This is a genomic window from Streptomyces sp. NPDC085900, from assembly GCF_044540925.1.
Classification (GTDB): Bacteria; Actinomycetota; Actinomycetes; order Streptomycetales; family Streptomycetaceae; genus Streptomyces; species Streptomyces gilvifuscus.
Genome location: NZ_JBITSP010000004.1, coordinates 208,681 through 229,455 on the forward strand (window position 1 = coordinate 208,681; position 20,775 = coordinate 229,455).

At 71.8% G+C, this 20,775-nt stretch carries 17 protein-coding genes; 7 read left to right on the forward strand and 10 right to left on the reverse strand.

The window, feature by feature from the left end; all coding sequences use genetic code 11:
* Positions 1 to 14: 14 nt before the first annotated feature.
* Together ACIGDI_RS15045 and ACIGDI_RS15050 are read left to right on the forward strand one after the other, a co-directional pair.
* On the forward strand, positions 15 to 1,364 hold the full coding sequence (locus ACIGDI_RS15045) for an amidase (protein WP_399895790.1): 1,350 nt from the start codon (positions 15 to 17) through the stop codon (positions 1,362 to 1,364).
* 56 nt (positions 1,365 to 1,420) lie between these two features.
* Complete coding sequence (locus tag ACIGDI_RS15050) at positions 1,421 to 2,059, forward strand: LysE family translocator (RefSeq protein ID WP_399895793.1); 639 nt, start codon at positions 1,421 to 1,423, stop codon at positions 2,057 to 2,059.
* Positions 2,060 to 2,218: 159 nt separating this feature from the next.
* Here the strand turns inward: ACIGDI_RS15050 and ACIGDI_RS15055 are convergent, their stop codons facing one another.
* The gene (locus ACIGDI_RS15055) at positions 2,219 to 2,392 is read right to left on the reverse strand and encodes a hypothetical protein (RefSeq protein ID WP_106980896.1); all 174 of its coding nucleotides are present in this window, start codon (positions 2,390 to 2,392) and stop codon (positions 2,219 to 2,221) included.
* 374 nt (positions 2,393 to 2,766) lie between these two features.
* Between ACIGDI_RS15055 and ACIGDI_RS15060 the strand changes: the two genes are divergently transcribed.
* The 4 genes from ACIGDI_RS15060 (at position 2,767) to ACIGDI_RS15075 (ending at position 6,450) form a co-directional block, all read left to right on the forward strand.
* On the forward strand, positions 2,767 to 3,873 hold the full coding sequence (locus ACIGDI_RS15060; protein WP_399895797.1) for an ABC transporter ATP-binding protein: 1,107 nt from the start codon (positions 2,767 to 2,769) through the stop codon (positions 3,871 to 3,873).
* Between the two features lie 57 nt (positions 3,874 to 3,930).
* Positions 3,931 to 5,118 carry a permease gene (locus ACIGDI_RS15065; protein ID WP_399895800.1) on the forward strand — a complete coding sequence of 396 codons (1,188 nt, stop codon included), beginning with the start codon at positions 3,931 to 3,933 and terminating at the stop codon, positions 5,116 to 5,118.
* A gap of 95 nt (positions 5,119 to 5,213) precedes the next feature.
* Entirely contained in the window at positions 5,214 to 5,609 is a 396-nt protein-coding gene (locus tag ACIGDI_RS15070; protein ID WP_200698901.1) for an inositol oxygenase family protein, read from the forward strand.
* Between the two features lie 25 nt (positions 5,610 to 5,634).
* Positions 5,635 to 6,450 (forward strand): SDR family oxidoreductase, encoded by an 816-nt coding sequence (locus ACIGDI_RS15075; RefSeq protein ID WP_399895804.1) that lies wholly within the window; start codon positions 5,635 to 5,637, stop codon positions 6,448 to 6,450.
* A 17-nt stretch (positions 6,451 to 6,467) separates the two neighbouring features.
* On the opposite strand, the gene ACIGDI_RS15080 is transcribed toward ACIGDI_RS15075, so the two are convergent.
* The 8 genes from ACIGDI_RS15080 to ACIGDI_RS15115 form a co-directional block, all read right to left on the reverse strand.
* On the reverse strand, positions 6,468 to 6,701 hold the full coding sequence (locus tag ACIGDI_RS15080; protein WP_399895807.1) for a hypothetical protein: 234 nt from the start codon (positions 6,699 to 6,701) through the stop codon (positions 6,468 to 6,470).
* Between the two features lie 74 nt (positions 6,702 to 6,775).
* A complete protein-coding gene (locus ACIGDI_RS15085) occupies positions 6,776 to 8,269 on the reverse strand; it encodes an SDR family NAD(P)-dependent oxidoreductase (RefSeq protein WP_399895810.1) in 1,494 nt (497 codons plus the stop codon).
* Positions 8,270 to 8,372: 103 nt separating this feature from the next.
* Positions 8,373 to 9,710 (reverse strand): wax ester/triacylglycerol synthase family O-acyltransferase, encoded by a 1,338-nt coding sequence (locus ACIGDI_RS15090; RefSeq protein ID WP_399895813.1) that lies wholly within the window; start codon positions 9,708 to 9,710, stop codon positions 8,373 to 8,375.
* Between the two features lie 156 nt (positions 9,711 to 9,866).
* Positions 9,867 to 12,185, reverse strand: coding sequence for a GH92 family glycosyl hydrolase (locus ACIGDI_RS15095; protein ID WP_399895816.1), 2,319 nt, complete (start codon positions 12,183 to 12,185; stop codon positions 9,867 to 9,869).
* Positions 12,186 to 12,242: 57 nt separating this feature from the next.
* Positions 12,243 to 14,852: a PA14 domain-containing protein gene (locus ACIGDI_RS15100; protein ID WP_399895819.1), complete on the reverse strand. Its 2,610-nt coding sequence runs from the start codon at positions 14,850 to 14,852 to the stop codon at positions 12,243 to 12,245.
* A gap of 145 nt (positions 14,853 to 14,997) precedes the next feature.
* Positions 14,998 to 16,218 carry a glucose-1-phosphate adenylyltransferase gene (glgC, locus tag ACIGDI_RS15105; RefSeq protein ID WP_399895822.1) on the reverse strand — a complete coding sequence of 407 codons (1,221 nt, stop codon included), beginning with the start codon at positions 16,216 to 16,218 and terminating at the stop codon, positions 14,998 to 15,000.
* An 81-nt stretch (positions 16,219 to 16,299) separates the two neighbouring features.
* Positions 16,300 to 17,451, reverse strand: coding sequence for a glycogen synthase (glgA, locus tag ACIGDI_RS15110; protein WP_399895825.1), 1,152 nt, complete (start codon positions 17,449 to 17,451; stop codon positions 16,300 to 16,302).
* Positions 17,452 to 17,488: 37 nt separating this feature from the next.
* Positions 17,489 to 18,190, reverse strand: coding sequence for a (2Fe-2S)-binding protein (locus ACIGDI_RS15115; protein WP_399895828.1), 702 nt, complete (start codon positions 18,188 to 18,190; stop codon positions 17,489 to 17,491).
* Between the two features lie 227 nt (positions 18,191 to 18,417).
* Between ACIGDI_RS15115 and ACIGDI_RS15120 the strand changes: the two genes are divergently transcribed.
* Positions 18,418 to 19,518: a DMT family transporter gene (locus ACIGDI_RS15120; RefSeq protein ID WP_399895831.1), complete on the forward strand. Its 1,101-nt coding sequence runs from the start codon at positions 18,418 to 18,420 to the stop codon at positions 19,516 to 19,518.
* Here ACIGDI_RS15120 and ACIGDI_RS15125 read toward each other — a convergent pair.
* A complete protein-coding gene (locus ACIGDI_RS15125; protein WP_399895834.1) occupies positions 19,508 to 20,689 on the reverse strand; it encodes a transglycosylase family protein in 1,182 nt (393 codons plus the stop codon). The genes ACIGDI_RS15120 and ACIGDI_RS15125 overlap by 11 nt on opposite strands.
* Between the last annotated feature and the right edge of the window lie 86 nt (positions 20,690 to 20,775).

A 20,775-nucleotide genomic window follows, 5' to 3' on the forward strand; every position in this document is an offset into this window, starting at 1 on the left:
CCCGAGGAGCGCCCGTGACCAGCTGGGTCGGCCGGACCGCCGCCGAGATCGCCGCCGCCGTACGCGAGAAGCGCGCCACGCCGCGGGACGTGGTGGCCGAGCATCTCGCCCGGATCGAGCGGCTGGACGGACGCGTGGGAGCGTTCCGGGTCGTGCGGGCCGAGGCGGCGCTGGCCGAGGCCGACGAGGTGGCCTCGCGTGCCGACCTGGCCGAGCTGCCCCTGGCCGGTGTGCCGGTCGCGGTCAAGGACAACCTCGCCGTGCGGGGCGAGTCCAACCGGGTCGGCTCGGCCGCGACGCCGGACACGCCCGCCGCCGAGGACCATGTCACCGTGGCCCGGCTGCGGGCGGCGGGGGCGGTGGTCGTGGGCCTGACGAACGTGCCCGAGCTGTGTGTCTTCGGCACCACCGAGGGCGTGCACGGCACCGCCCGCAACCCGTGGGACCTCACCCGTACGGCGGGCGGCTCCTCGGGCGGCAGCGGGGCCGCGGTGGCCGCGGGCTTCGTGCCGCTCGCCCTCGGCAACGACGGCATGGGCTCCCTGCGCATCCCGGCCGCCAACTGCGGTCTGGTCACCATCAAGCCGGGGCACGGGGTCGTCCCCGCGGGCATCAGCGACGGCGACTGGTTCGGCATGTCGGAGAACGGGCCGCTCGCCACGACGGTCGAGGACACCCGCCTGATGCTGGCGGTCCTCGCGGACACGGACACCGAGGCGGCAGGGCCGTCCGAGCCGGCCATGCGCAGGATCGCCGTGTCGCTGCGCAGCCCCCTGGCCGGCGTCACGGTCACCCGGCCCTACACGGCCGCGGCCCGCGACGCCGCCGGCGTCCTGATCAAGGCCGGCCACCAGGTCCGCCGCGCCGACCCGCCCTACCCGCTCTCACTGAGCACGACCTCCCTCGCCCACTGGACGGCGGGCACGGCGGTGGACGCCCAGGGACTCGACCCGCGCCGGCTGGCCCGGCGCACGCGCGTGCACGCCGCGGTCGGCCGCCGTTTCGTCGGCCGCGTCCGCGCCGGCGACAGCCGGGAGCGGCTGCGCCGCCGTCTGGAGCCGTTCTTCACCGAGTACGACGTGCTCCTCACCCCGGCGCTGGCCCGCCGCTCCCCCCGGTCGGTGGCCTGGCACGAGCGGGGCTGGCTGGCCAACATCCTCGCCAACACCAACTACTCGCCCCTCACCCCGCCCTGGAACCTGACCGGCTGGCCGGCGATGTCCGTGCCCTTCGGCACCCTGCCCTCCGGCGCCCCGACCGCCGTCCAGCTGGTGGGCCGCCCGGGCTCCGAGGCGCTGCTGCTGGAGGTGGCGCGGCAGCTGGAGGAGCTGCACCCGTGGCAGCGCACGGCGCCGCTGGACTGAGAGGGCACGGAAAATAGGGCTGAGAGCTGACGCCTCGCCGTGCTTGCATGAAGAGCATGATGTCCACCGACCGACTGCTCGCCTTCGCGGCGCTGTCATTGCTGCTGATCGTGATCCCGGGCCCCAGCGTCCTGTTCGTCGTCGGACGGGCGCTCGCCCAGGGGCGCCGGGCCGCGCTGACCACCGTCGTGGGCAACACGCTCGGCGCCTATCTGCTGGTGGTGGCCGTGGCGGTCGGCGTCGGTTCCGTCGTGGAACGCTCCGTCCTGGTCTTCACCGCGCTGAAGCTGGCCGGCGCCGCCTACCTGGTGTACCTGGGTGTCCGGGCGTGGCGCACCCGCGGTTCGCTGCGGGCGGCGTTCGCGGGAGGCGGGGAGGTGCACAGCGGGCTGCGCACGTTCTGGGAGGGGTTCGCCGTCGGCGTGACCAACCCCAAGACGATCGTGTTCTTCGCGGCCGTCCTCCCGCAGTTCGTCGACCGCGACCGGGGGCACGTCACCTTGCAGATGCTGGTGCTGGGCCTCGTCTTCAACGCCATCGCACTGGCCTCCGACAGCATGTGGGGCCTGGCCGCCTCCACCGCCCGCGCCTGGTTCGCCCGCTCCCCGCGCCGACTGTCGCTGGTGGGCGGGACCGGCGGACTGACCATGATCGCCCTGGGCGTGACCGTGGCCGTCACCGGCCGCAAGGACTAGCGCGGCCGGCGCATGGCCGCGACACACGAGACGCGGCCGACTCATGGCCGCGACACACGGAGCCGCGGCCGGTGTCGGCCGCGGCTGCTGTGTTCCGCGGGGGCGTGAGTGTGGCGGTACGCCACCGCGGTCGGCGATCGCGAAGATCCTGCCGTGGGTTCAGTCGACGCTGGGCAGGATGTGGGGTTCGGCGAGGTCGTCCTCGTAACCCGCCAGGCGGATGGGGGCGGACCGGGCCCACACGTCCAGGCTGCCGAGCTCGCCGGGCCTGCGGCCGGCGCGCTCGGTGCGTTCCTTGGGGCGCTGTTCGCGATTCGTCTTCTCCGGTGTCACCGCGCACTCCTTATGTGTCGGGTCACCCTCGGGGCATACCGGCCACTGTGTGGTCCGGCACTTGACGTCCGCTCGGGTGTGAGTCGAAAGCAGTTCGGACGCGGTGGCGCCGGTAACTCGAGTACGAGCAGGCCGTTGTCAACGGCTCGCCCCGGGACGGACGTGGGTGTGGGTGGGACCCTGTGGTGCTGTCCGTCCGGACCAGATTAACCAAATGAGCGGCACCCTGCTCTATGGGGCTGAAAACTTGGGGTTACTGTTGTAATTCCTCCTGTTTCATTCCCCTCTTGCGTCACTCTTTCGGACTAGAGGCGTGCCGAACGGCAACACCCGTTCCACTCTGGGTTCCAGGACCCGTCCGGGAGGTGGATGTCATGGCGTCCGTCACCTTCGACCAGGTCACCCGGCGCTTCCCGTCGGGCGACCGGCCGGCCGTCGACTCGCTCGACCTCGAGATCGAGGACGGTGAGTTCATGGTGCTGCTCGGACCTTCCGGGTGCGGAAAGTCGACCTGCCTGCGCCTGCTCGCCGGGCTGGAGGACGTCGATGCGGGGTCGATCCACATCGGCGTCCGTGACGTCACCCATCTTCCGCCCCGCGAGCGGGACGTCGCGATGGTGTTCCAGAACTACTCGCTGTACCCGCATTTGTCGGCTGCCGACAACATCGGCTTCCCGCTGCGGATCGCGCGCATGCCCCGGCAGCACGCGCGGGGCCGGGTCGGCTTCGCCGCGTCCGTGCTGGACATCGAGCGGTACCTCGGGCGCAGACCGCGCTCGCTGTCGGGCGGCGAACAGCAGCGGGTGGCGACCGGGCGAACGCTGGTGCGGGATCCGCGGGTGTGCCTGATGGACGAGCCCCTGTCGAACCTCGACGCCCGGCTGCGGGTGGAGACCCGGGGTCGGATCGTCCGGATGCAGCACCATCTGGGCATCACCACGGTGTATGTCACGCACGATCAGACCGAGGCGATGGCCATGGGCGACCGCCTCGCCGTGCTCAGGGACGGGGTGCTGCAGCAAGTCGGGCGGCCGCGCGAGGTGTTCGCGCGGCCGGTCAACACCTTCGTGGGCGGGTTCGTCGGCTCGCCGGCGATGAACCTGTTCCGGCTGCGGCTCTCCCCGGACGGCGCCGGGCTCGGCGGTCTGGACGTGCCGCTGCCCCGCTCCGTCCTGCGGGCCGCGGCGGCGGAGGGCGCCGCCGAGATCGTGCTCGGCGTGCGGCCCGAGCGGTTCGAGGTCCTGCCGTCGCAGGACCGGACGACGCCGGGGCTGGACCTGGTGGTCGAAGCGGTCGAGGACACGGGCGCCGTCGTCCACCTGCACACGTCCGCGCCCGCGGCCGCCCGGCTCGGCGACGTCGTCGTCCGACTGCCCGGGCGTCCCACGCACTCCGAGGGGGAACCCGTGCGCGTGGCGGTCCGCACCGACGCCGTGCACTGCTTCTCGGCCGTGACCGGCATGCGCTACCCATACCCCTAGGGGGTACAGTGCCGCGGAGAGGTGTCACACCGGACGCACCGGAAGGACCACAACCCCATGGACGCGATCCTCCACGCGCTCTCCATCACCGGATCGATGACCTGGGAGATCACCTGGGCCCTGGTGCTCGGCTTCGCGCTGTCGGCCGTCGTGCAGGCGGTGGTTCGCAGGTCCACGGTCGTACGGCTGCTCGGCGACGACCGCCCACGCACCCTCACCCTGGCGGCCGGCCTCGGCGCCGCCTCCTCGTCCTGCTCCTACGCGGCCGTGGCGCTGGCCCGCTCACTGTTCCGCAAGGGCGCGAACTTCACCGCCGCCATGGCCTTCGAGATCGCCTCCACCAACCTCGTCGTCGAACTGGGCGTGATCCTCGCCCTGTTGATGGGCTGGCAGTTCACCCTCGCCGAGTTCACCGGCGGCCCCATCATGATCGTGGTGCTCGCGGTGCTGTTCCGGATCTTCCTGCGGCAGCGTCTGCTGAGCGAGGCCCGCGAACAGGCCGGGCGCGGGCTCGCCGGCTCCATGGAGGGCCATGCCGCGATGGACATGTCGGTCGGCGGCGAGGGGTCGTTCGCGCGGCGGCTCCTCTCCCGCGACGGCTTCACCTCCGTCTCCCACGTGTTCGTCATGGAGTGGGCGGCGATCCTGCGCGACCTGGTGGTCGGCCTGCTGATCGCGGGCGCGATCGCCGCCTGGGTGCCCGACTCCTTCTGGCAGTCCCTCTTCCTGGAGGGCCACCCGCTCGCCGCGAAGCTGGTCGGCCCGCTCCTCGGCCCCCTGGTGGCGATCGCCTCCTTCGTCTGCTCCATCGGCAACGTGCCGCTGGCGGTGGTGCTGTGGAAGGGCGGCATCAGCTTCGGCGGCGTGGTCGCGTTCATCTTCGCGGACCTGCTGATCCTGCCGATCCTGAACATCTACCGGAAGTACTACGGCCCACGGATGACGGCCTTCCTGCTGGTCACCTTCTACGCGGCGACGGTCCTCGCCGGCTACGCGGTGGAGCTGGTCTTCGGCGGCCTCGGGCTCGTCCCCGACCAGAGCGCGGCGACGATCCCCGACGAGGGTGTGTCGTGGAACTACACCACCTGGCTCAACATCGCCTTCCTGCTGCTCGCCGCGGTGCTCGTATGGCGGTTCTGGCGCACGGGAGGGCCCGCGATGCTGCGCATGATGGGCGGAGCGCCGTCCGAGGAGGGCCACGAACACACCGGGCACGCGCACCACGACCCGCACGCGCAGCACTGAAGGGGCCGCGCAGTTCAAGTCCCGTTGGCCGATTCGAAACACGGCCATGATCTGCTGACGCCACGGCAACGGCCCGTCCGGCGGGAGACTGACGCATGGAGCTGCGCAGTGTCGAGGAGCTGATGGATCTGCTGTACGCCTGCCGGAGCCGGCACGCGCTGCGCACCGCCGCCCTGCTGCGCCGCAGCCGCCCCGCCGACAAGGAGCTCCAGGTGGCGGGGCTGGTGCACGACATCGGGCGGTTGCTGTGCCCCGGCGACGAGTCCCGCCGGGCCGAGCACGCCGCCGCGGCCGTGAGGCCGCTGCTCGGCGAGCGCGTCTACCGCCTCGTGCGCCGTGACGGCCGCGCCGGCGAAGACGATCTGGTACGCCTCGTCCTGGCGGACGAGGAGAGCCGGACCGCCGGGTTCGACGCCGGCGTCCTGGAGGACTGGCGCACCGTCCTGGAACTCGTCGCCGCCCGCAACTCCCGCCTGGGGGCTGTCGACTGACGGCCCGTCATGAGACGGTACGGCGATGACGTCGTCGTACGCGCAGGACGGGCTGCAGGGCCGGGCCGCCGTGGTGACCGGCGGGACCCGGGGCATCGGGCGCGCGGTCGCCGAGCGGCTGGCCGCGGCGGGCGCACGGGTGTGCGTGACCGCTCGGGACGCACAGGAGGTGCGGCGCGCGGCGGCCGAGCTGGACGGGGTCGGCGTCAGCGGCGACGTCGGCGACCCGGACCATCTGCGGGAGGTCGTCGACACCGCCGTGCGGGCGTTCGGGCGGCTCGACGTCGTGGTCAACAACGCGGCGACCAACCAGCCCTACGGCCCGCTCATGGACGCCGACCCCGAGGCGTGGCGGGCGGCCTTCGCCGTGAACGTCGAGGCACCGCTGCGGCTGGTGCAGGGCGCCTGGCGGGCGTGGATGCGCGAGCACGGCGGCTCGGTCGTCAACATCTGCACCGAGGGCGCCGGCCACGCCGGGCCCAACGTCGGCGCCTACGGCACCAGCAAGGCGGCTCTGCTGCACCTGACCCGGCAGCTCGCGGGCGAGCTGGCGCCGAGGGTGCGGGTGAACTCGGTCTCCCCCGGGCTGGTGCGCACCGAGATGGCCCGGTTCGTGTGGGAGCCCGAGGAGGCTCGGGTGGCCGCCGGTCTGCCGCTCGGGCGGATCGGCGAACCGGACGACATCGCGCGGGCCGTGGTGTGGCTGGCGTCCGACGCGGCCGAGTGGATCACGGGCGCGGATCTGCTGGTGGACGGCGGCACACGCGTGAGGACGGCGCACTCCGCACGGGAGTACGCCGTCCACGACATGCTTCGCTCATACGCACCACCTCGCTCATGACGGCGGCGGAGGCTCCCTCACGGGAACAGTGCGATGCCGACGAGGATCAACAGGATGATGCCGGCGACCAGCGCGACCGTTGCCCACGGGCCGCGGTGCTTCATCGGACTCCCTTCGCCACCGCCGCGCGGCCGGTCCTCCGGCAGCAGGGCGTGCTCCGGGCGGTCGCTGCCGTAGAACTGTTCATCGGTCGGGTAGCGGTTACGAGGGTCGTTCTGCGCTCGCGGATCGATGCCGTGTGGACTGCTCATGGTCACTCCCTGGCGCGGTGTTCACCAGGGTCCGGGTTCCCGGGCGACGCCGGGCCACACGCTCGTCCCCGCGGTCACCACTTTCCGGGCGCGTAGTCCTTCAGGAAGACGCCGTACAGGTCCTCGCCCTGCTCGCCGCGCACAATCGGATCGTAGACCCGCGCGGCCCCGTCGACCAGGTCGAGCGGGGCGTGGAAGCCCTCCTCGGCCAGGCGCAGCTTGTCGAAGTGGGGACGCTCGTCGGTGATCCAGCCGGTGTCGACCGAGGTCATGAGGATGCCGTCGGTCTGGAACATCTCCTGGGCGCTGGTCCGCGTCACCATGTTCATCGCGGCCTTGGCGGCGTTGGTGTTCGGGTGGCCCGCTCCCTTGTAGCCGCGGCCGAAGACGCCCTCCATCGCCGACACGTTCACGACGTAGGCCCGCTTGCCGGCCGCCCTGCGCGCGGCCTCGGCCATCGCCGGCCGCAGCCTGCTGATCAGGATGAACGGGGCGGTGTAGTTGCACAGCTGGGTCTCCAGCAGTTCCACCGGCGAGATCTGCTCGATGGTCTGCACCCAGGTGTTGCTGTCGACGACGTCGGGGACCAGGCCGCCCGCGTCGATGGCGGTGCCGTCGAGGTGCCGGGCGACGCTGGCGTTGCCCGCGACCAGGGCGAGGTCGGCGACCTGCTGGGCGTCGAGGCCGCTGATGCCCAGCGGCAGCGCGGTCAGCCCGTCGACCGCTCCGGAGTTGAAGGCGCCGATGACGTGGTGGGCGGGCAGCTCGCCGGCGGGCAGCGGGGCGCTCTCGCCCTCGACGAGGGCGGCGTAGGCGGAGGGCAGGCGGCGTACGGTCTGCGTGGCGTTGTTGACGAGGATGTCCAGCGGGCCCGCCTCGGCGACCTGCTCGGCGAGCGCGACGGCCTGCGCCGGGTCGCGCAGGTCGATGCCGACGACCTCCAGTCGGTGCATCCACTGGGCGGAGTCGTCCATCGCCTTGAAGCGGCGGATGGCGTCCTTGGGGAAGCGCGTGGTGATCGTGGTGTGGGCGCCGTCGCGCAGCAGCCTGAGCGCGATGTACATGCCGATCTTGGCGCGGCCGCCGGTGAGCAGGGCGCGCTTGCCGGTGAGGTCGGCGCGGGCGTCGCGCTTGGACCGGTTGGTGTGGGCGCAGTCCGGGCAGAGCTGGTGGTAGAAGTAGTCGACTTCCACGTACCGGGTCTTGCAGGTGTAGCAGGAGCGGGGGCGCTGGAGTATCCCCGCGACCCGGCCCTCCTCGGTCCGCGAGGACGGCAGCAGACCCTCGGTCTCGTCGTCGATGCGCTGGGCGGAGCCGGTCGCCGTGGCCTCGGTGACCGCCTTGTCGTGGGCGGTCTTGGCGGCCCGGCGCTCCTGACGGCGGCGCTGCTTGACCGTCCGGTACACGCCGGCGGTGGCGCGGCGCACGGCGATCGCGTCCGGGTGGTCGACCTCGAGCTTGTCGAGTTCCTCCAGCACGCTCAGGCAGACGGCGAGCCGCTCCGGGTCGATGCCGGGCCCGTACACGACCTCGTCCGTGGTCGCCGGACCTTCCTCTGTCACCGTCATCGCGCTGCCGTTTCCCTGATCACCCGAGCGGCGCTCCGATCGCACCCGCTGTCGAAGGAAGGATTTTACGGAGCGCCGGGCCGGTCCTCCAAACGTGAGGCGGTCAGGAGCCGCAGGCAGTGATGAGAGTCTCGACCTCCCGGGTCAGGGCCGCGGCCAGACGGTCCAGGTCCGGTACGGCCTCGGCGTCGGCGACGAGGCCGTAGTGGACGTGGCCGCGGTAGGTGGAGACGGCGACCGCGAGGGCCTGGCCGCAGGCCAGCGGGGCCAGCGGGTAGACCTCGGTGACCGGGTTGCCGCCGAGCTTCAGGCCGAAGCTGGGCAGAGGCACGCTGGTGACCAGAATGTCGAACCAGAGCCGGGCCGCCTGGCTGACCAGCGGGCCGCCGAGCCGGTGGGCGAGCGGGGGCACGTGGTCGGCGAGCAGGGCGACGGCGCCCGCGCCCCGGTTGGGGCCGGCGTTCTTGTTGCGGTCCATGGCGGTACGGACCGTGGCGAGGCGACCGAGCGGGTCGGGGTCGTCGACCGGGAGCCGTATCAGGTAGCCGGAGAGGCGGTTGCCCTGCGGGGTGGCGGTGCGCGGGCGGCGCTTGGAGACCGGGATCAGGGCGCGCGGCGCCACGCCCTCGCTGCCGTCGCCGCGCTCGTCCAGCCAGCGGCGCAGCGCGCCGGCGACGACCGCGATCAGGACGTCGTTGACGGTGCCGCCCTCGGACTTGCGGATGCGGTGCACGTCGTCGAGGTCGACGACGACGCCTGCGGTGCGGCGGGTGCCGGTGGCGTCGGAGGTGAACGCCGGCGACGAGCGCGCGGCCAGGCTGGACAGGGCCACGGAGGTACCGATGTCCAGGGCCCGGCCCACGTCGGACACGGCGCCCCGCACCAGGTCCGGAAGCCTGCGCACGTCGGGCAGCAGACCGCCGCCCTTCGGCTCCTCGGTCCGCGGCCTGCGCTCGGGCAGGTCCATGGGGTCCAGCACGGCGGCGGCGAGGGTCAGCGCGCGCAGCCCGTCGGCCAGGGCGTGGTGGAACTTGAACAGCACGGCGAAGGACACACCGTCCTGGCCGGGCAGCACGTGTGCCTCCCACGGCGGCCTGCCGCGCTCCAGCGGGCGCTCCATGAGCCGGCCCGCGTCCGCGTGGAAGTCGGCGGTGGGGGCGTGCAGCCTGACGTGGTGGAGCGGGTCGAAGTCGGGGTCCGGCTCGCGGGTGGCACCGCCGAAGGCCAGTGGCCGGAAGGAGAACGGCTGCCACACGTCCCGGATCCGCATGCGCAGCCCGGGCACCGCGGCGGCGCGGGCGGCGAGCAGGTCGGCCGCGTGGGCGCCGGCGGTGGGCGAGTGGGCGGAGAAGACGCCGAGGGCGCCCAGGTGCATGGGGTGCTCGGCGGACTCGATGTTCCAGAACGCCAGGTCGAGAGGAGCGAGCAGGTCAGAAGTCAATGGCTTGCCTCGCGTCGACGACGGGTGAGCAAGCAGTCAATCGCCCTCAGGCGATTACGGTCAAGTACGATCAAGCTACACACAGTTAACAGCAGATTAAGTCCGGCCACTCGTCCCGCCCCCACGAGAGGGGCGGGACTCGTGTGGCGCCTGGGGTCACTTCAGGGCAGGCGGCGCCGCCTCGGGTGACGTAGCCCACTCGGACGGGCGCGGGCCGACCGTGAAGGAGATCCTGCGCATCGAGCGCAGATCGCCGGTGGTCAGGTACGCGCTGTCGTGCGGTGTTCCGTCCGTGCGCACCGACTGGGTGTAGCGGTCGGTGGCGGAGGTGCCCGGGGCGGTGACGCTCAGGGCGCCGCGCGGGTAGTAGCGGCGGTCCAGGGTCAGGTCGACGCGGTCGAAGACCGGCGTGGACAGGCCCCAGGTGTCGTATCCGGGCTGGACCGGGAAGATCCCGATCGACGACAGCACCATCCAGGCGGACATGGTGCCGAGGTCGTCGTTGCCGGTCATGCCGGTCGGGCCGTCCGTGAAGAGGGTCAGCGCCGCGTGCACGACGTCGGTGGTCTTCCAGGGCCGGCCGGTCGAGAGGTAGGTGTAGGGGGCGATGAGGTCGGGCTCGTTCTGCGGGTTGTACTTGTCGGCGTTGTAGTAGTCGTACGGGCCGTTGACCCACACCTCGCGGGCCGTCTTCGCCGGGTCCTTCAGCAGCTGGTCGTAGGCGAAGAAGGAGTCGAGCCGCTCGTCGGCCGCCTGCGCGCCGCCGATCAGGTCCACCATGCCCGGCAGGTCCTGCGGCACCAGCCACTGGTACTGCCAGGACGTGCCCTCGTGGAAGCCCACGCTCTGCGCCGGGTCGGCGGGGCCGGTGAAGGCGCCGGAGGCGTCCCGGGCGCGGAAGAAGCCGGTCGAGGGGTCGAAGATGTTGCGGTAGTTCTGGGCGCGGGCCGCGTAGCGGGCCGCGTCGTCGTCGTGCCCGAGGTCGCGCGCCATCTCGGCGAGGACCGCGTCCGCGAGGGCGTACTCCAGCGTGGCCGAGGCGCCCTGGTGGTAGTCCGAGTCACCGGGCTTCGCCTTCGGGCGGTCCTTGACGTACGGGGCGAAGCCGTTCGCGATGTATTCCTGGTTGGCCTCCCTGCCCAGCGACGGCGAGTCCGCGGGCGGCACCCCGTCGGCGTTCCTCCTCAGCGCCCGGTAGGCCCGCTCCTCGTACCCGGCGAGCAGTCCCTGCTGGTAGGCGTTGGTCAGGAACGGGGTGACCGGGTCGCCGGTCATGATGTTCGTCTCGACCGTGCCGTAGCCCCACTTGGGCAGCCAGCCGCCGTCCTCGGAGACCTTGACGACCGAGATCGCCATGTCCCGTGCCTCGCGCGGCGCGAGCAGGGACAGCAGCTGGGACTGGGTGCGGTAGGTGTCCCACAGCGACCAGTTCTGGTAGTACGTGAACCCCTCCGCGCGGTGGACCTTCTGGTCCCAGCCCCGGTAGCGGCGGTCGGCGTCGCTGCCGACGTTGGGCGCCAGGAAGGACCGGTACAGCGAGGAGTAGAAGGTGCGGCGCAGCGTCTCGTCGCCGCCCTGGACGCGTACCTTCGCCAGCCGGTTCTCCCACGACCGCCGGGCCGCCTCGCGCACGGCGTCGAACGAACGCCCGCCCTCGGCGCGGAGGTTGCCCGCCGCGCCGGCCGCGTCGACGTACGACAGCGCCGTGGTGGCCTCGACGGTGCGGTCCTCGGTGGTGTCGAAGCGGACGTAAGCGCCGTCGGCCCCGGTGGTCGAACCGGCCGTGACCGTGCCGCCGTCCCAGGTGCCGTAGGCGGTGAAGGGGCGGTCGAAGCGGGTGATCGTGTAGACGGTGTAGGGCCGGGTGCCCTGGCAGAAGCCGCTGCCGGTGATGGCGGTGCGCACCGTGTGGTCGTCGAGGATCTCGACCCTGCTGACTCCCTTCTTGTGCAGCGACTGCCCCGCGTTCAGCAGGACGTTGGCCTTGTCGGTGGCGGGGAAGGTGTAGCGCTGCACTCCGGTGCGCTCGGTCGCGGTCAGTTCCGCCTCGATACCGGTGTCCAGGCCGACCCGGTAGTAGCCGGGGCTCGCCGCCTCGTGGTCGTGGCTGAAGCCGGCGGCGTACTTGGCGTAGTCCGTCTGCGTGACGTCACCCGTGGTCGGCAGGACGGGCAGGTCGCCGCCGATGCCGCAGCCGACGCCGGACAGGTGGACCAGGGAGAAGCCCCGGATGTGGGCCCAGGAGTAGTCGTAGCCGGTGTTGTGCCCGGTGTCCGGCGAGAGTTGCACCATGCCGAAGGGCACGGCGGCGCCGGGAAAGGTGTTGCCCTCGTTCTCGGTGCCGATGAACGGGTTCACCAGGTCGGTGAGCCTGCCGTCCCTCGGCTCGGCGGCCCGGGCGGCGGGAGCGGCGAGCAGCGCGGACGCTGCCACCACCCCCGCCGTGCACAGGCGCAGGCGCCGGGTCCATCTCATGTCGTAGAGCCTCCGTCGGGCGTGAGACAGCGTTGTCTGCATGATCGGGTTCGCGGGTCAGTCAGCCGCGCATCCCGCGGGGTTCGGCTGCGACGCGTCGCGGATCAGCGCCTGCTGGGCGGCCCGCACGCGCTGGGCGTCCGGCTTGAGCACCCGGCGGTCGTAGGTCAGCAGACCGTTCAGCTCGCCCTCGACGTCGGAGATCTGCGTGTAGACGGCTCCGTTGCTCCCCCGGCACGCAAGGGCGTGCACCTCGGCGAGCTTCGTCAGGTAGTCGTCGGTGTAGGCCGCCGGGTCGACGTCGACGTACGACTGCTGGACCGACCAGGCGTGTCCGGGCACCGCGAGGCCCAGGCCGCCGTACTCGCCGCTCACCAGGGCGCGGCGGCCGTCGGGGTGGGGTGGCAGGGCGGGGCTGGGATAGCCGTGCTCGTCCATGATGTCGCCGGTGCCGCCGTCGGCCCCGAGGTTGAGCCCGGACATGGAGTTGACCAGGCGGGTGGGGTCCCAGGCCTTGGCCTGGTCGGCGATGCGGGCCATGTCGTACTGGCCCCAGCCCTCGTTGAAGGTGACCCACATGACAACCGACGGGCTGCTGATGTGCTCGTCGATCACCTGTTTCATCTCGCGCTCGAACTCGGCGCGGGCGGCCGGGCTCGGATCGACGCCGGCGGTCATCGCGGGCATGTCCTGCCACACCAGCAGACCGAGCCGGTCGGCCCAGTAGAACCAGCGGTCGGGCTCGACCTTGATGTGCTTGCGCACGGCGTTGAAGCCGAGCTGCTTGTGCACCTTCAGGTCGTAGGCGAGCGCGTCGTCGGTCGGGGCGGTGTAGAGGCCGTCGGGCCAGAAGCCCTGGTCGAGGGTGGCCATCATGAAGACGGGCTTGCCGTTGAGGAGGGTGCGCGGGACGCCGTTCACCTTCTCGACGGAGCTCGAGCGCATCCCGAAGTAGCTGCCGACGCGGTCGCTGCCGACGGTGACCTTCAGGTCGTACAGGAAGGGGTCGTCGGGGGACCACAGGTGCGGGTCGTGGACGGTCAGGGTGAGCGGGCTTCCGGTGCGGCCGCGGGCCGTGGCGACCTTGCGGTGTCCGGCGTACGCGGTCGCCGTGACGGGTAGGCCGTCGCGGGCCCCCTGCGGTTCCACGGTGAGCCGGCTGTTCGCGACGTCCGGGGTGAGCTTCAGAGCGTCCACGTGGTCGCGCGCGACGGGCTCCATCCACACCGTCTGCCAGATGCCCGAGGTGGGCGTGTACCAGATGCCGCTCGGGTCCAGGCGCTGCTTGCCGAGCGGCGGGTTCTCACCGGAGGCCGCGTCGGTCGGGTCGTAGACGCCGACGATCAGTTCCTGGGTGCGGCCGGGCTTCAGCGCGTCGGTGACGTCGGCGCCGAACTTGTCGTAGCCGCCCTGGTGTTCGGTCACCTTGACGCCGTTGACGTACACCTCGGCGCGCCAGTCGACGGCCCCGAAGTTGAGCATCAGCCGCTTGCCCGAGCCGATCCTCCAGCCGGCCGGGACGGTGAAGGTGCGGCGGTACCACATGCGGTCCTCGTGCCGTTCCAGCCCGGAGAGCTGGGACTCCACGGGGTACGGGACCAGGATCCGCTCGGCGAGGTTCCTGCCGACCGGCGGCCGCTCACCCGCCGACGCCGCGGCGAACTGCCAACGGCCGTTCAGGTTGCGCCAGTCGGTGCGGGTCAGCTGCGGACGCGGGTACTCGGGGTGGGCGTTGCCCGGGCCGACCCGGTCGGCCCACTTCGTGCGCAGCTCGTACGTGGAGCGGTTGGGGCCGCTGCTCCAGAACGCCTTGACAACGTTGCCGTCGGCGTCGGTGAGGCCGCCGTCGCCGTCGTAGCGGACGTCCGCGGTGCCGCTCGCGGTGCCGGTCTTGTTGCCGACGACGGGCTGCTCCAGGGAGACCAGCAGGGACCGGGGGTCGGCCGGGTCCGGCTCGGCGCTTCCCAAAGGCCACTTGGCGCCGCCGATCACGGCTGTCAGGTGGTCGGTGAGGCCGGCCGGGGGTGCGGCGAGGCGCTGGGCGAAGTCCAGCCGGAGGGTGCGGCCGGTGCCGGTGACGGTGGCCGCCACGGCGCCGTCGTAGTCCCAGCCGTCGGGCAGCCGGAACGCCGACTGCGGAACGGCCTCCTTCACGCCGCCGGGCTCGGTCCAGCGCACGTGCAGGTTGGAGCCGCCGTAGTGCTCGAAGTACTCGACCTTGATGTCGTAGGCCCGGCCTGCGGTCAACTCGACGGGCTGCGAGGTCTGTTCGCGGTCCCAGTCGTCGACCCAGTGGTCGATGACGAGAGCGCCGTCGATCCAGAGGCGGAAGCCGTTGTCGCCGGTGATCGAGAAGGTGTGCGCTCCGGTCTTCTCCGGGACGATCTTTCCGGTCCAGCGGACGCTGACGTCGTCGGACCGGCCGGTGGTGAAGGCCAGGCGTGGTTCGAGGTTGTCGAAGTCGAGGTTCGGATCGAAGCCGGTGGCCTTGAGCTCGTGGAAGTCGAAGGCGCCGGGGGCGGACTGGGTGTAGTACTCGCCCTTCAGACCGTGGACCTCGACGGGGTCCTCGGCGGCGGTGGCGGTGGGGGCGGCGACGAGGCCGACCGCGCCCAGTACCGCGGCGAGCAGTAACGCGAGCCTGTCTCTGAGGCGTCTGGCGTGCACGGAACCCTCCCATAACAACGTTGTCATGGACAGCAGTTGGCATGACAACACGGATTCCGCTTTGCGTCCAGGGACATGACAACAGCCCCGGCCGTCGATGTGGGCCGGGGCTGTCCCGAGCGCGCCTTGCGGGAGACCGGCTCGGCTACGACACCACCTGTCCCTTGCCGAGCGCGATCACGCCGCCCTTGGAGACCGTGTACAGCTCCGCGTCCCGCTCCGGGTTGACGCCGATGGTCGCGCCCGGGGGCACCTCGACGTTCTTGTCCAGCACCGCCCCGCGCACGACCGCGCCGCGCCCGATGTGGACGTTGTCGTGCAGGATCGAGCCCTGGACCACCGCGCCCGGGTCGACCAGGACTCCCGGCGACAGCACGGAACGGGTGACCTGGCCGCGGATCAGGCAGCCTGCGCTGATGATCGACTCACTGGCCATGCCGCCCGCGTTGAAGCGGGCCGGGGAGAGCTGGTAGGAGTGCGTGTAGATCGGCCACTGCCGGTTGTAGAGGTTGAAGGCGGGCCGCTCGGCGATGAGGTCCATGTGGGCGTCGTAGTACGCGTCGAGGGTGCCCACGTCGCGCCAGTAGCCGCGGTCGCGGGTGGTCTCGCCGGGCACGTGGTTGGCGCTGAAGTCGTACAGCTGGGCCTCACCTCTCTCGGTGAGCTGGGGCAGGATCGAGCCGCCCATGTCGTGCACCGAGTTCCCGTCCTCGGCGTCCCGCTGCAGGGCCTCGATCAGGGCCTTGGTGGTGAAGATGTAGTTGCCCATGGAGGCGAAGACGCACTCCGGGTCGTCGGCGAGGCCGGGCGGGTCGGCGGGCTTCTCCAGGAACCTCTCCACCGTCAGCCCGTCCGAGCCGGGCGTGATCACGCCGAACTGCGACGACTCCGAGCGCGGCACCCGGATGCCGGCCACCGTCACGCCCGCCCCGGACTCGATGTGCTGGGCGAGCATCTGGCGCGGGTCCATGCGGTACACGTGGTCGGCGCCGAAGACCACCACGTACTCGGGGCTCTCGTCGTGCACCAGGTTCAGCGACTGCAGGATGGCGTCCGCGCTGCCCAGGTACCAGCGCGGGCCCAGCCGCTGCTGGGCCGGCACCGGTGTGACGTAGTTGCCGAGCAGGCTCGACATCCGCCATGTGGTGGTGATGTGCCGGTCCAGCGAGTGCGACTTGTACTGGGTCAGCACGCAGACGCGCAGGATGTCGCCGTTGACGAGATTGGACAGCACGAAGTCGACTAGGCGGTACGTACCGCCGAAGGTGACCGCTGGCTTCGCGCGATCCGCCGTCAGGGGCATAAGGCGCTTGCCTTCTCCGCCCGCCAGCACGATCCCGAGCACCGAAGGTCCGCCACGACGCATGGTCGCTCCCCTCACCGTGGTTGATCCATCCCTGCCCCTGCCCAGGGCGGAGTAAGCCTGTTCGAGGAAGTCCCCTTCGTTCTATTCCTGTTTCAGGATCTCCTCGTAAAGGCGGACGGTACGGCGGGCGACGGCATCCCAGCCGAACTCCACCACCGCACGCTCGCGCCCCGCCTCACCCATCCGCCGTGCCGCCTCCGGGTCGCCGACCACCGAATCCAGGGCCCGCGCGAGAGAGGCCTCGAAATCGTCGTCCACGGTGACGAGTACCCCCGTCCGGCCGTCGTCCACGACCTCGGGGATGCCGCCGACCCGGGAGGCCACGACGGGGGTGCCGCAGGCCATCGCCTCCAGGTTCACGATGCCGAGCGGCTCGTACACCGAGGGGCACACGAAGGCGGCCGCGTGGGTGAGGAGCTGGATGACGTCGGGGCGCGGCAGCATCTGCGGAATCCAGTGCACATGGTCGCGGACCCGGCTCAGCTCCTCGTACAGCTCGCGGAACTCACGGTCGATCTCCGGGGTGTCCGGCGCCCCCGCGCACAGCACCACCTGCACGCCCGGGTCGATGTCCCGGACGGCCCGCAGCAGGTGCGGCACGCCCTTCTGGCGGGTGATGCGGCCGACGAAGAGGAGGTACGGGCGCCCGCTGTCCAGGCCGATGCGGGTGAGGACGTCGGTGCCGTGGTCGGGGCGGTACAGCGTGGTGTCGATGCCGTTGTGCACGATGTGGACCTTGGCCGGATCCAGCGCCGGATAGCAGCCCAGGATGTCCTCGCGCATGGCGCCCGAGACGGCGATCACGGCGTCGGCGGACTCGATCGCGGTGCGCTCGGCCCAGCTGGACAGGGCGTACCCGCCGCCGAGCTGCTCGGCCTTCCAGGGGCGCAGGGGCTCCAGCGAGTGCGCGGTCATGACGTGGGGCACGCCGTAGAGCATCTTCGCGAGGTGGCCGCCGAGGTTGGCGTACCAGGTGTGGGAGTGGACCAGCTCGCGGCCCTCCAGACCGGCGGCCATGGCGAGGTCCACGGAGAAGGTGCGCAGCGCGTCGTTGGCGGTGTCCAGGGCGGCCCAGGGGCGATGGCGTACGACGCCGACTCCGCGGCCCTCTCCCCAGCAGTGCACCTCCAGGTCGACCAGGGGGGTCAGCTCCCGGGCGAGGAACTCGACATGGACGCCCGCGCCGCCGTACACGTCCGGGGGGAACTCCCGGGTCAGCAGTCCCACACGCACCCGATACCCCTTGCCTCGGCGACCAGTTCCTTCATGGTCACCCAGATGCGCCGCGCGCGGAAGGGCGCGGCGGTCGTGTGAAGCAACAGTCACCGCACACGCCCCCGCCGGGCACCCGGTAGTACAGGCAGCAGCTGCGGCGGCGGAAGGCGGCGCCGGTGAGGGTGCCGGTGCCCGACAGGAGGGGGTGGGCGAGGAGCGCGGCGGTGAGGGGGCGGGCCGCGGGGCCCAGCTGCCGGGCGGTGCCGACGAGGGCGGAGGCGGCGTTGCCCCACAGCAGGCCGGGGGCGACGCGGTAGTGGGCGCGCAAAGCCTCGGCCAGGGGTTCGAGGTGGCCGTGCAGGACGACGCCGGCGACGGTCTCCGGGTCGGCGGGCAGCGGGCGGACCTCGGACAGCCACAGGTCGTCGGGGGCGCTCGCGTCGGGGTCCCAGCGCAGCAGGGCGGGGTTCAGGTCGGGGACGGCGTCGTACGCGAGGGCGCAGCCGAGCGTCACCGACCACAGCCGGGCCGCGAGCCCCTGCTGGAACACGGAGGCCGCCACCCGCGGCTCCGGGGCACGCAGCACGGCCGCGACCTTCTCGACCCGGAAGGTGAGGGGATTGCCGTACGTCTTTGCCGGTCGGTTCTCGTACGTCCGAGCTAGTGTGGGCAGAGCGGAAGACAGCGCTCCGCCCGCATTCAGTACGAAGAAACCGCCGAGCGGTCTCAGGCCGGCGAGTTCGGGGTCGAGGTCCACGAGAGCAGTAGTACCAAGGCCCCTAGGGGACGGCTTCCAGGGGTGTCCACCCCGTGTCGCCCACCCTGGGGATGACGGTGCCCGATTCGTACTCCATCGGCAGTAGGACCCATTGCGTGCTCAGGGACGACGACGGGAACAGATCGACAAGGCATCGTGTTGCCTATGAAGGCCGACCGTTCGCCGCGCAGGGGTAACCGCCCCCGCCACACGCAGAGGAGCAATCGATGAGTGCCCTCGCGTTGTCCGTGCTCCTCTCCCTCGTCTCCGCCGTCGCCTACGCCGGCGGGGCGATCGTGCAGGAGCGCGTTGCGGTGTCCTCGCCCGGCGAGCAGTACGCGCCGCTGCACCGGCCGTCCTGGTGGGCGGCGGTGGCCCTCAACGGCCTCGGCGGTCTGCTGCACGTGGTGGCGCTGGCCTACGGCCCGCTCAGCCTGGTGCAGCCGCTGGGCGCCCTGACCATCGTGTTCGCGCTGCCGATGGCCGCGCTGTTCGTGGGCCGCCGGGCCGGTGCGACCGCCTGGCGGGGCGCGATCATGGCGACCGTGGGCCTCGCCGGCCTGCTGGCCCTGGTCGGCGCGTCCGAGGGGCAGTCGCTGGACACGGCCCAGCGGGTCGCGGTGGCCGTGGTCACCGGCGGTGTGGTCGTGGCCCTGATGATCGCGGGCCGGGCCGCCCACCGGCACCCGGCGGTGCGCAGCATGCTGCTGGCGACCGGGTCCGGCATAGCGTTCGGCATGTCCTCGGTGTTCACCAAGACCGTCGCGGTCGACTGGAGCGAGGGCGTGACCGTGTCCGACCTGCCGTCCCTCGGCGTGATCGGGGTCTTCGCCACGGCCGGCATGCTGCTGTCCCAGGCCTCCTACCGCGGCGCGGGCCTCGCGGCCCCGCTGGCCACGCTGACGGTCGTCAACCCGGTGGTGGCGGCCGCGGTCGGCATCACGATGTTCGGCGAGACCTTCCGTTACGGCACCACCGGCACGGCTCTCGCGCTGAGCTGCGGAGTGGTGGCGGCGGGCGGCCTGATCCTGCTGACGACGGAGCGGCTCGCCCGCACCGCCGAGACCGAGACGGCCGTCGAGACCGAGTCGGCCGCCGTGACCGGACCGGCCGCCGAGCCGGAGCCCACGCCCGTCGAGGAGGAGCTGCTCACCGCGGAACTCCTCGTTCCGGCGCAGGTGGGCCCCACGGTCCTGGAGGTCGCCTACGACGAGACGGACGAGCTCTCGCTCGACCCCGCCCGCTACCGCTTCTACGGCCCGTTCTACGGAGGCTCCTACATCCCGGCGCCGGCCCTCGACCGGCACCGGGTGCGGGTCAAATCCTGACGCCTCCGGCCCTGAGATAGGCGAGAGGGTCGATGTCGGAACCGAAGCCGGGCCCCGTCCGCACCTCGAAGTGCAGATGCGGGCCCGTCGCGTTGCCCGTGGCCCCCGACCGGCCGATGCGCTGGCCGGGGCTCACGCTCTGCCCGGCCCGCACCGAGATCGCCGACAGGTGCCCGTACTGCGTGTAGCGGCCGTCGGAGTGCCGGATCACCACCTGGTAGCCGTAGGAGCCGCCCCATCCGGCGGACACGACGTGACCGGCGGCGACCGCCTTCACCGAGGTGCCGGTGGGGACGGGGAAGTCGACACCGGTGTGGTAGCCCTTCGACCAGGACGAGCCCGGCACGTGGTAACCGGTGCCGATCGGGCCGTTCACCGGCGCGACCAGAGCGTGGCGGGTGGGCGCCTGCTCCTTCTTCTCGGCGGGCTTCGCGGTGGGCTTCGCGGTGGTCGATGAAGAAGCCTTCTTCGCCGGGGACTTGGTGCCGGTGTGGGTCGTCGGGGCCTTGCCCCGCAGGTGCAGCCGCTGGCCGGGCAGGATCAGGTCCGGATCGGCCCCGATCGTCGAGCGGTTGGCGTCGTACAGTCGCTGCCAGCCGCCCGTGACGTGCTCGGTCTCGGCGATCTCGGAGAGGCTGTCGCCGCGCACCACGGTGTACATCTCGGCCGTGCCCGCCCGTGACTGGGGCGTGGTGTGCGGCTGGACGTCCTTCACCGAGGTCTTCTTCGCGTGCTTCGAGCTGTTCGCGCTCCTCGTGCCGGCGCTCTCGGTGTGCACGTCAGGGGTGCCGCCCCCGCGGGACAGTCCGGCCTGTACCGAGCACACCGGCCAGGCGCGCGGCCCCTGCCCGTCGAGGACCTTCTCGGCGACGGCTATCTGCTGGTCCTTGGTGGCCAGGTCGGCGCGGTGGGCGTACGCCCGGCCGCCGTAGGCCTCCCAGGTGGACTGGGTGAACTGCAGTCCGCCGTAGAAGCCGTTGCCGGTGTTGATGCTCCAGTTGCCGCTGGACTCGCAGGCGGCGACCTTGTTCCAGGTCGACACGTCGGCCGCGTGGGCGGTGCCGGCTCCGATCAGCGGGATCGCCATTCCCGCGCTGCCCGCGGTGACGGTGAGTGAGGCGCGGTTGATCCTGTTCGGCTGATACCGGCGGTGCCGGCCGCGTACGGCCATGGAGATCCCCCTCGACATGCGTCAGGAGGGCCAAAAGTAAGCGCCGCGAACAGGCCATGACAAGACGGCAATCGGCCGCCCTGTAT

What these genes read in the sequence shown, in the direction of transcription:
- ACIGDI_RS15050 (WP_399895793.1), top strand. Translation starts at nt 1,421, where the DNA reads ATGATGTCCACCGACCGACTGCTCGCCTTCGCGGCGCTGTCATTGCTG.
- ACIGDI_RS15060 (WP_399895797.1), top strand. Translation starts at nt 2,767, where the DNA reads ATGGCGTCCGTCACCTTCGACCAGGTCACCCGGCGCTTCCCGTCGGGC.
- ACIGDI_RS15065 (WP_399895800.1), top strand. Translation starts at nt 3,931, where the DNA reads ATGGACGCGATCCTCCACGCGCTCTCCATCACCGGATCGATGACCTGG.
- ACIGDI_RS15070 (WP_200698901.1), top strand. Translation starts at nt 5,214, where the DNA reads ATGGAGCTGCGCAGTGTCGAGGAGCTGATGGATCTGCTGTACGCCTGC.
- ACIGDI_RS15075 (WP_399895804.1), top strand. Translation starts at nt 5,635, where the DNA reads ATGACGTCGTCGTACGCGCAGGACGGGCTGCAGGGCCGGGCCGCCGTG.
- ACIGDI_RS15080 (WP_399895807.1), bottom strand. Translation starts at nt 6,701, where the DNA reads ATGAGCAGTCCACACGGCATCGATCCGCGAGCGCAGAACGACCCTCGT.
- ACIGDI_RS15085 (WP_399895810.1), bottom strand. Translation starts at nt 8,269, where the DNA reads ATGACGGTGACAGAGGAAGGTCCGGCGACCACGGACGAGGTCGTGTAC.
- ACIGDI_RS15095 (WP_399895816.1), bottom strand. Translation starts at nt 12,185, where the DNA reads ATGAGATGGACCCGGCGCCTGCGCCTGTGCACGGCGGGGGTGGTGGCA.
- glgC (WP_399895822.1), bottom strand. Translation starts at nt 16,218, where the DNA reads ATGCGTCGTGGCGGACCTTCGGTGCTCGGGATCGTGCTGGCGGGCGGA.
- ACIGDI_RS15120 (WP_399895831.1), top strand. Translation starts at nt 18,418, where the DNA reads ATGAGTGCCCTCGCGTTGTCCGTGCTCCTCTCCCTCGTCTCCGCCGTC.
- ACIGDI_RS15125 (WP_399895834.1), bottom strand. Translation starts at nt 20,689, where the DNA reads ATGGCCGTACGCGGCCGGCACCGCCGGTATCAGCCGAACAGGATCAAC.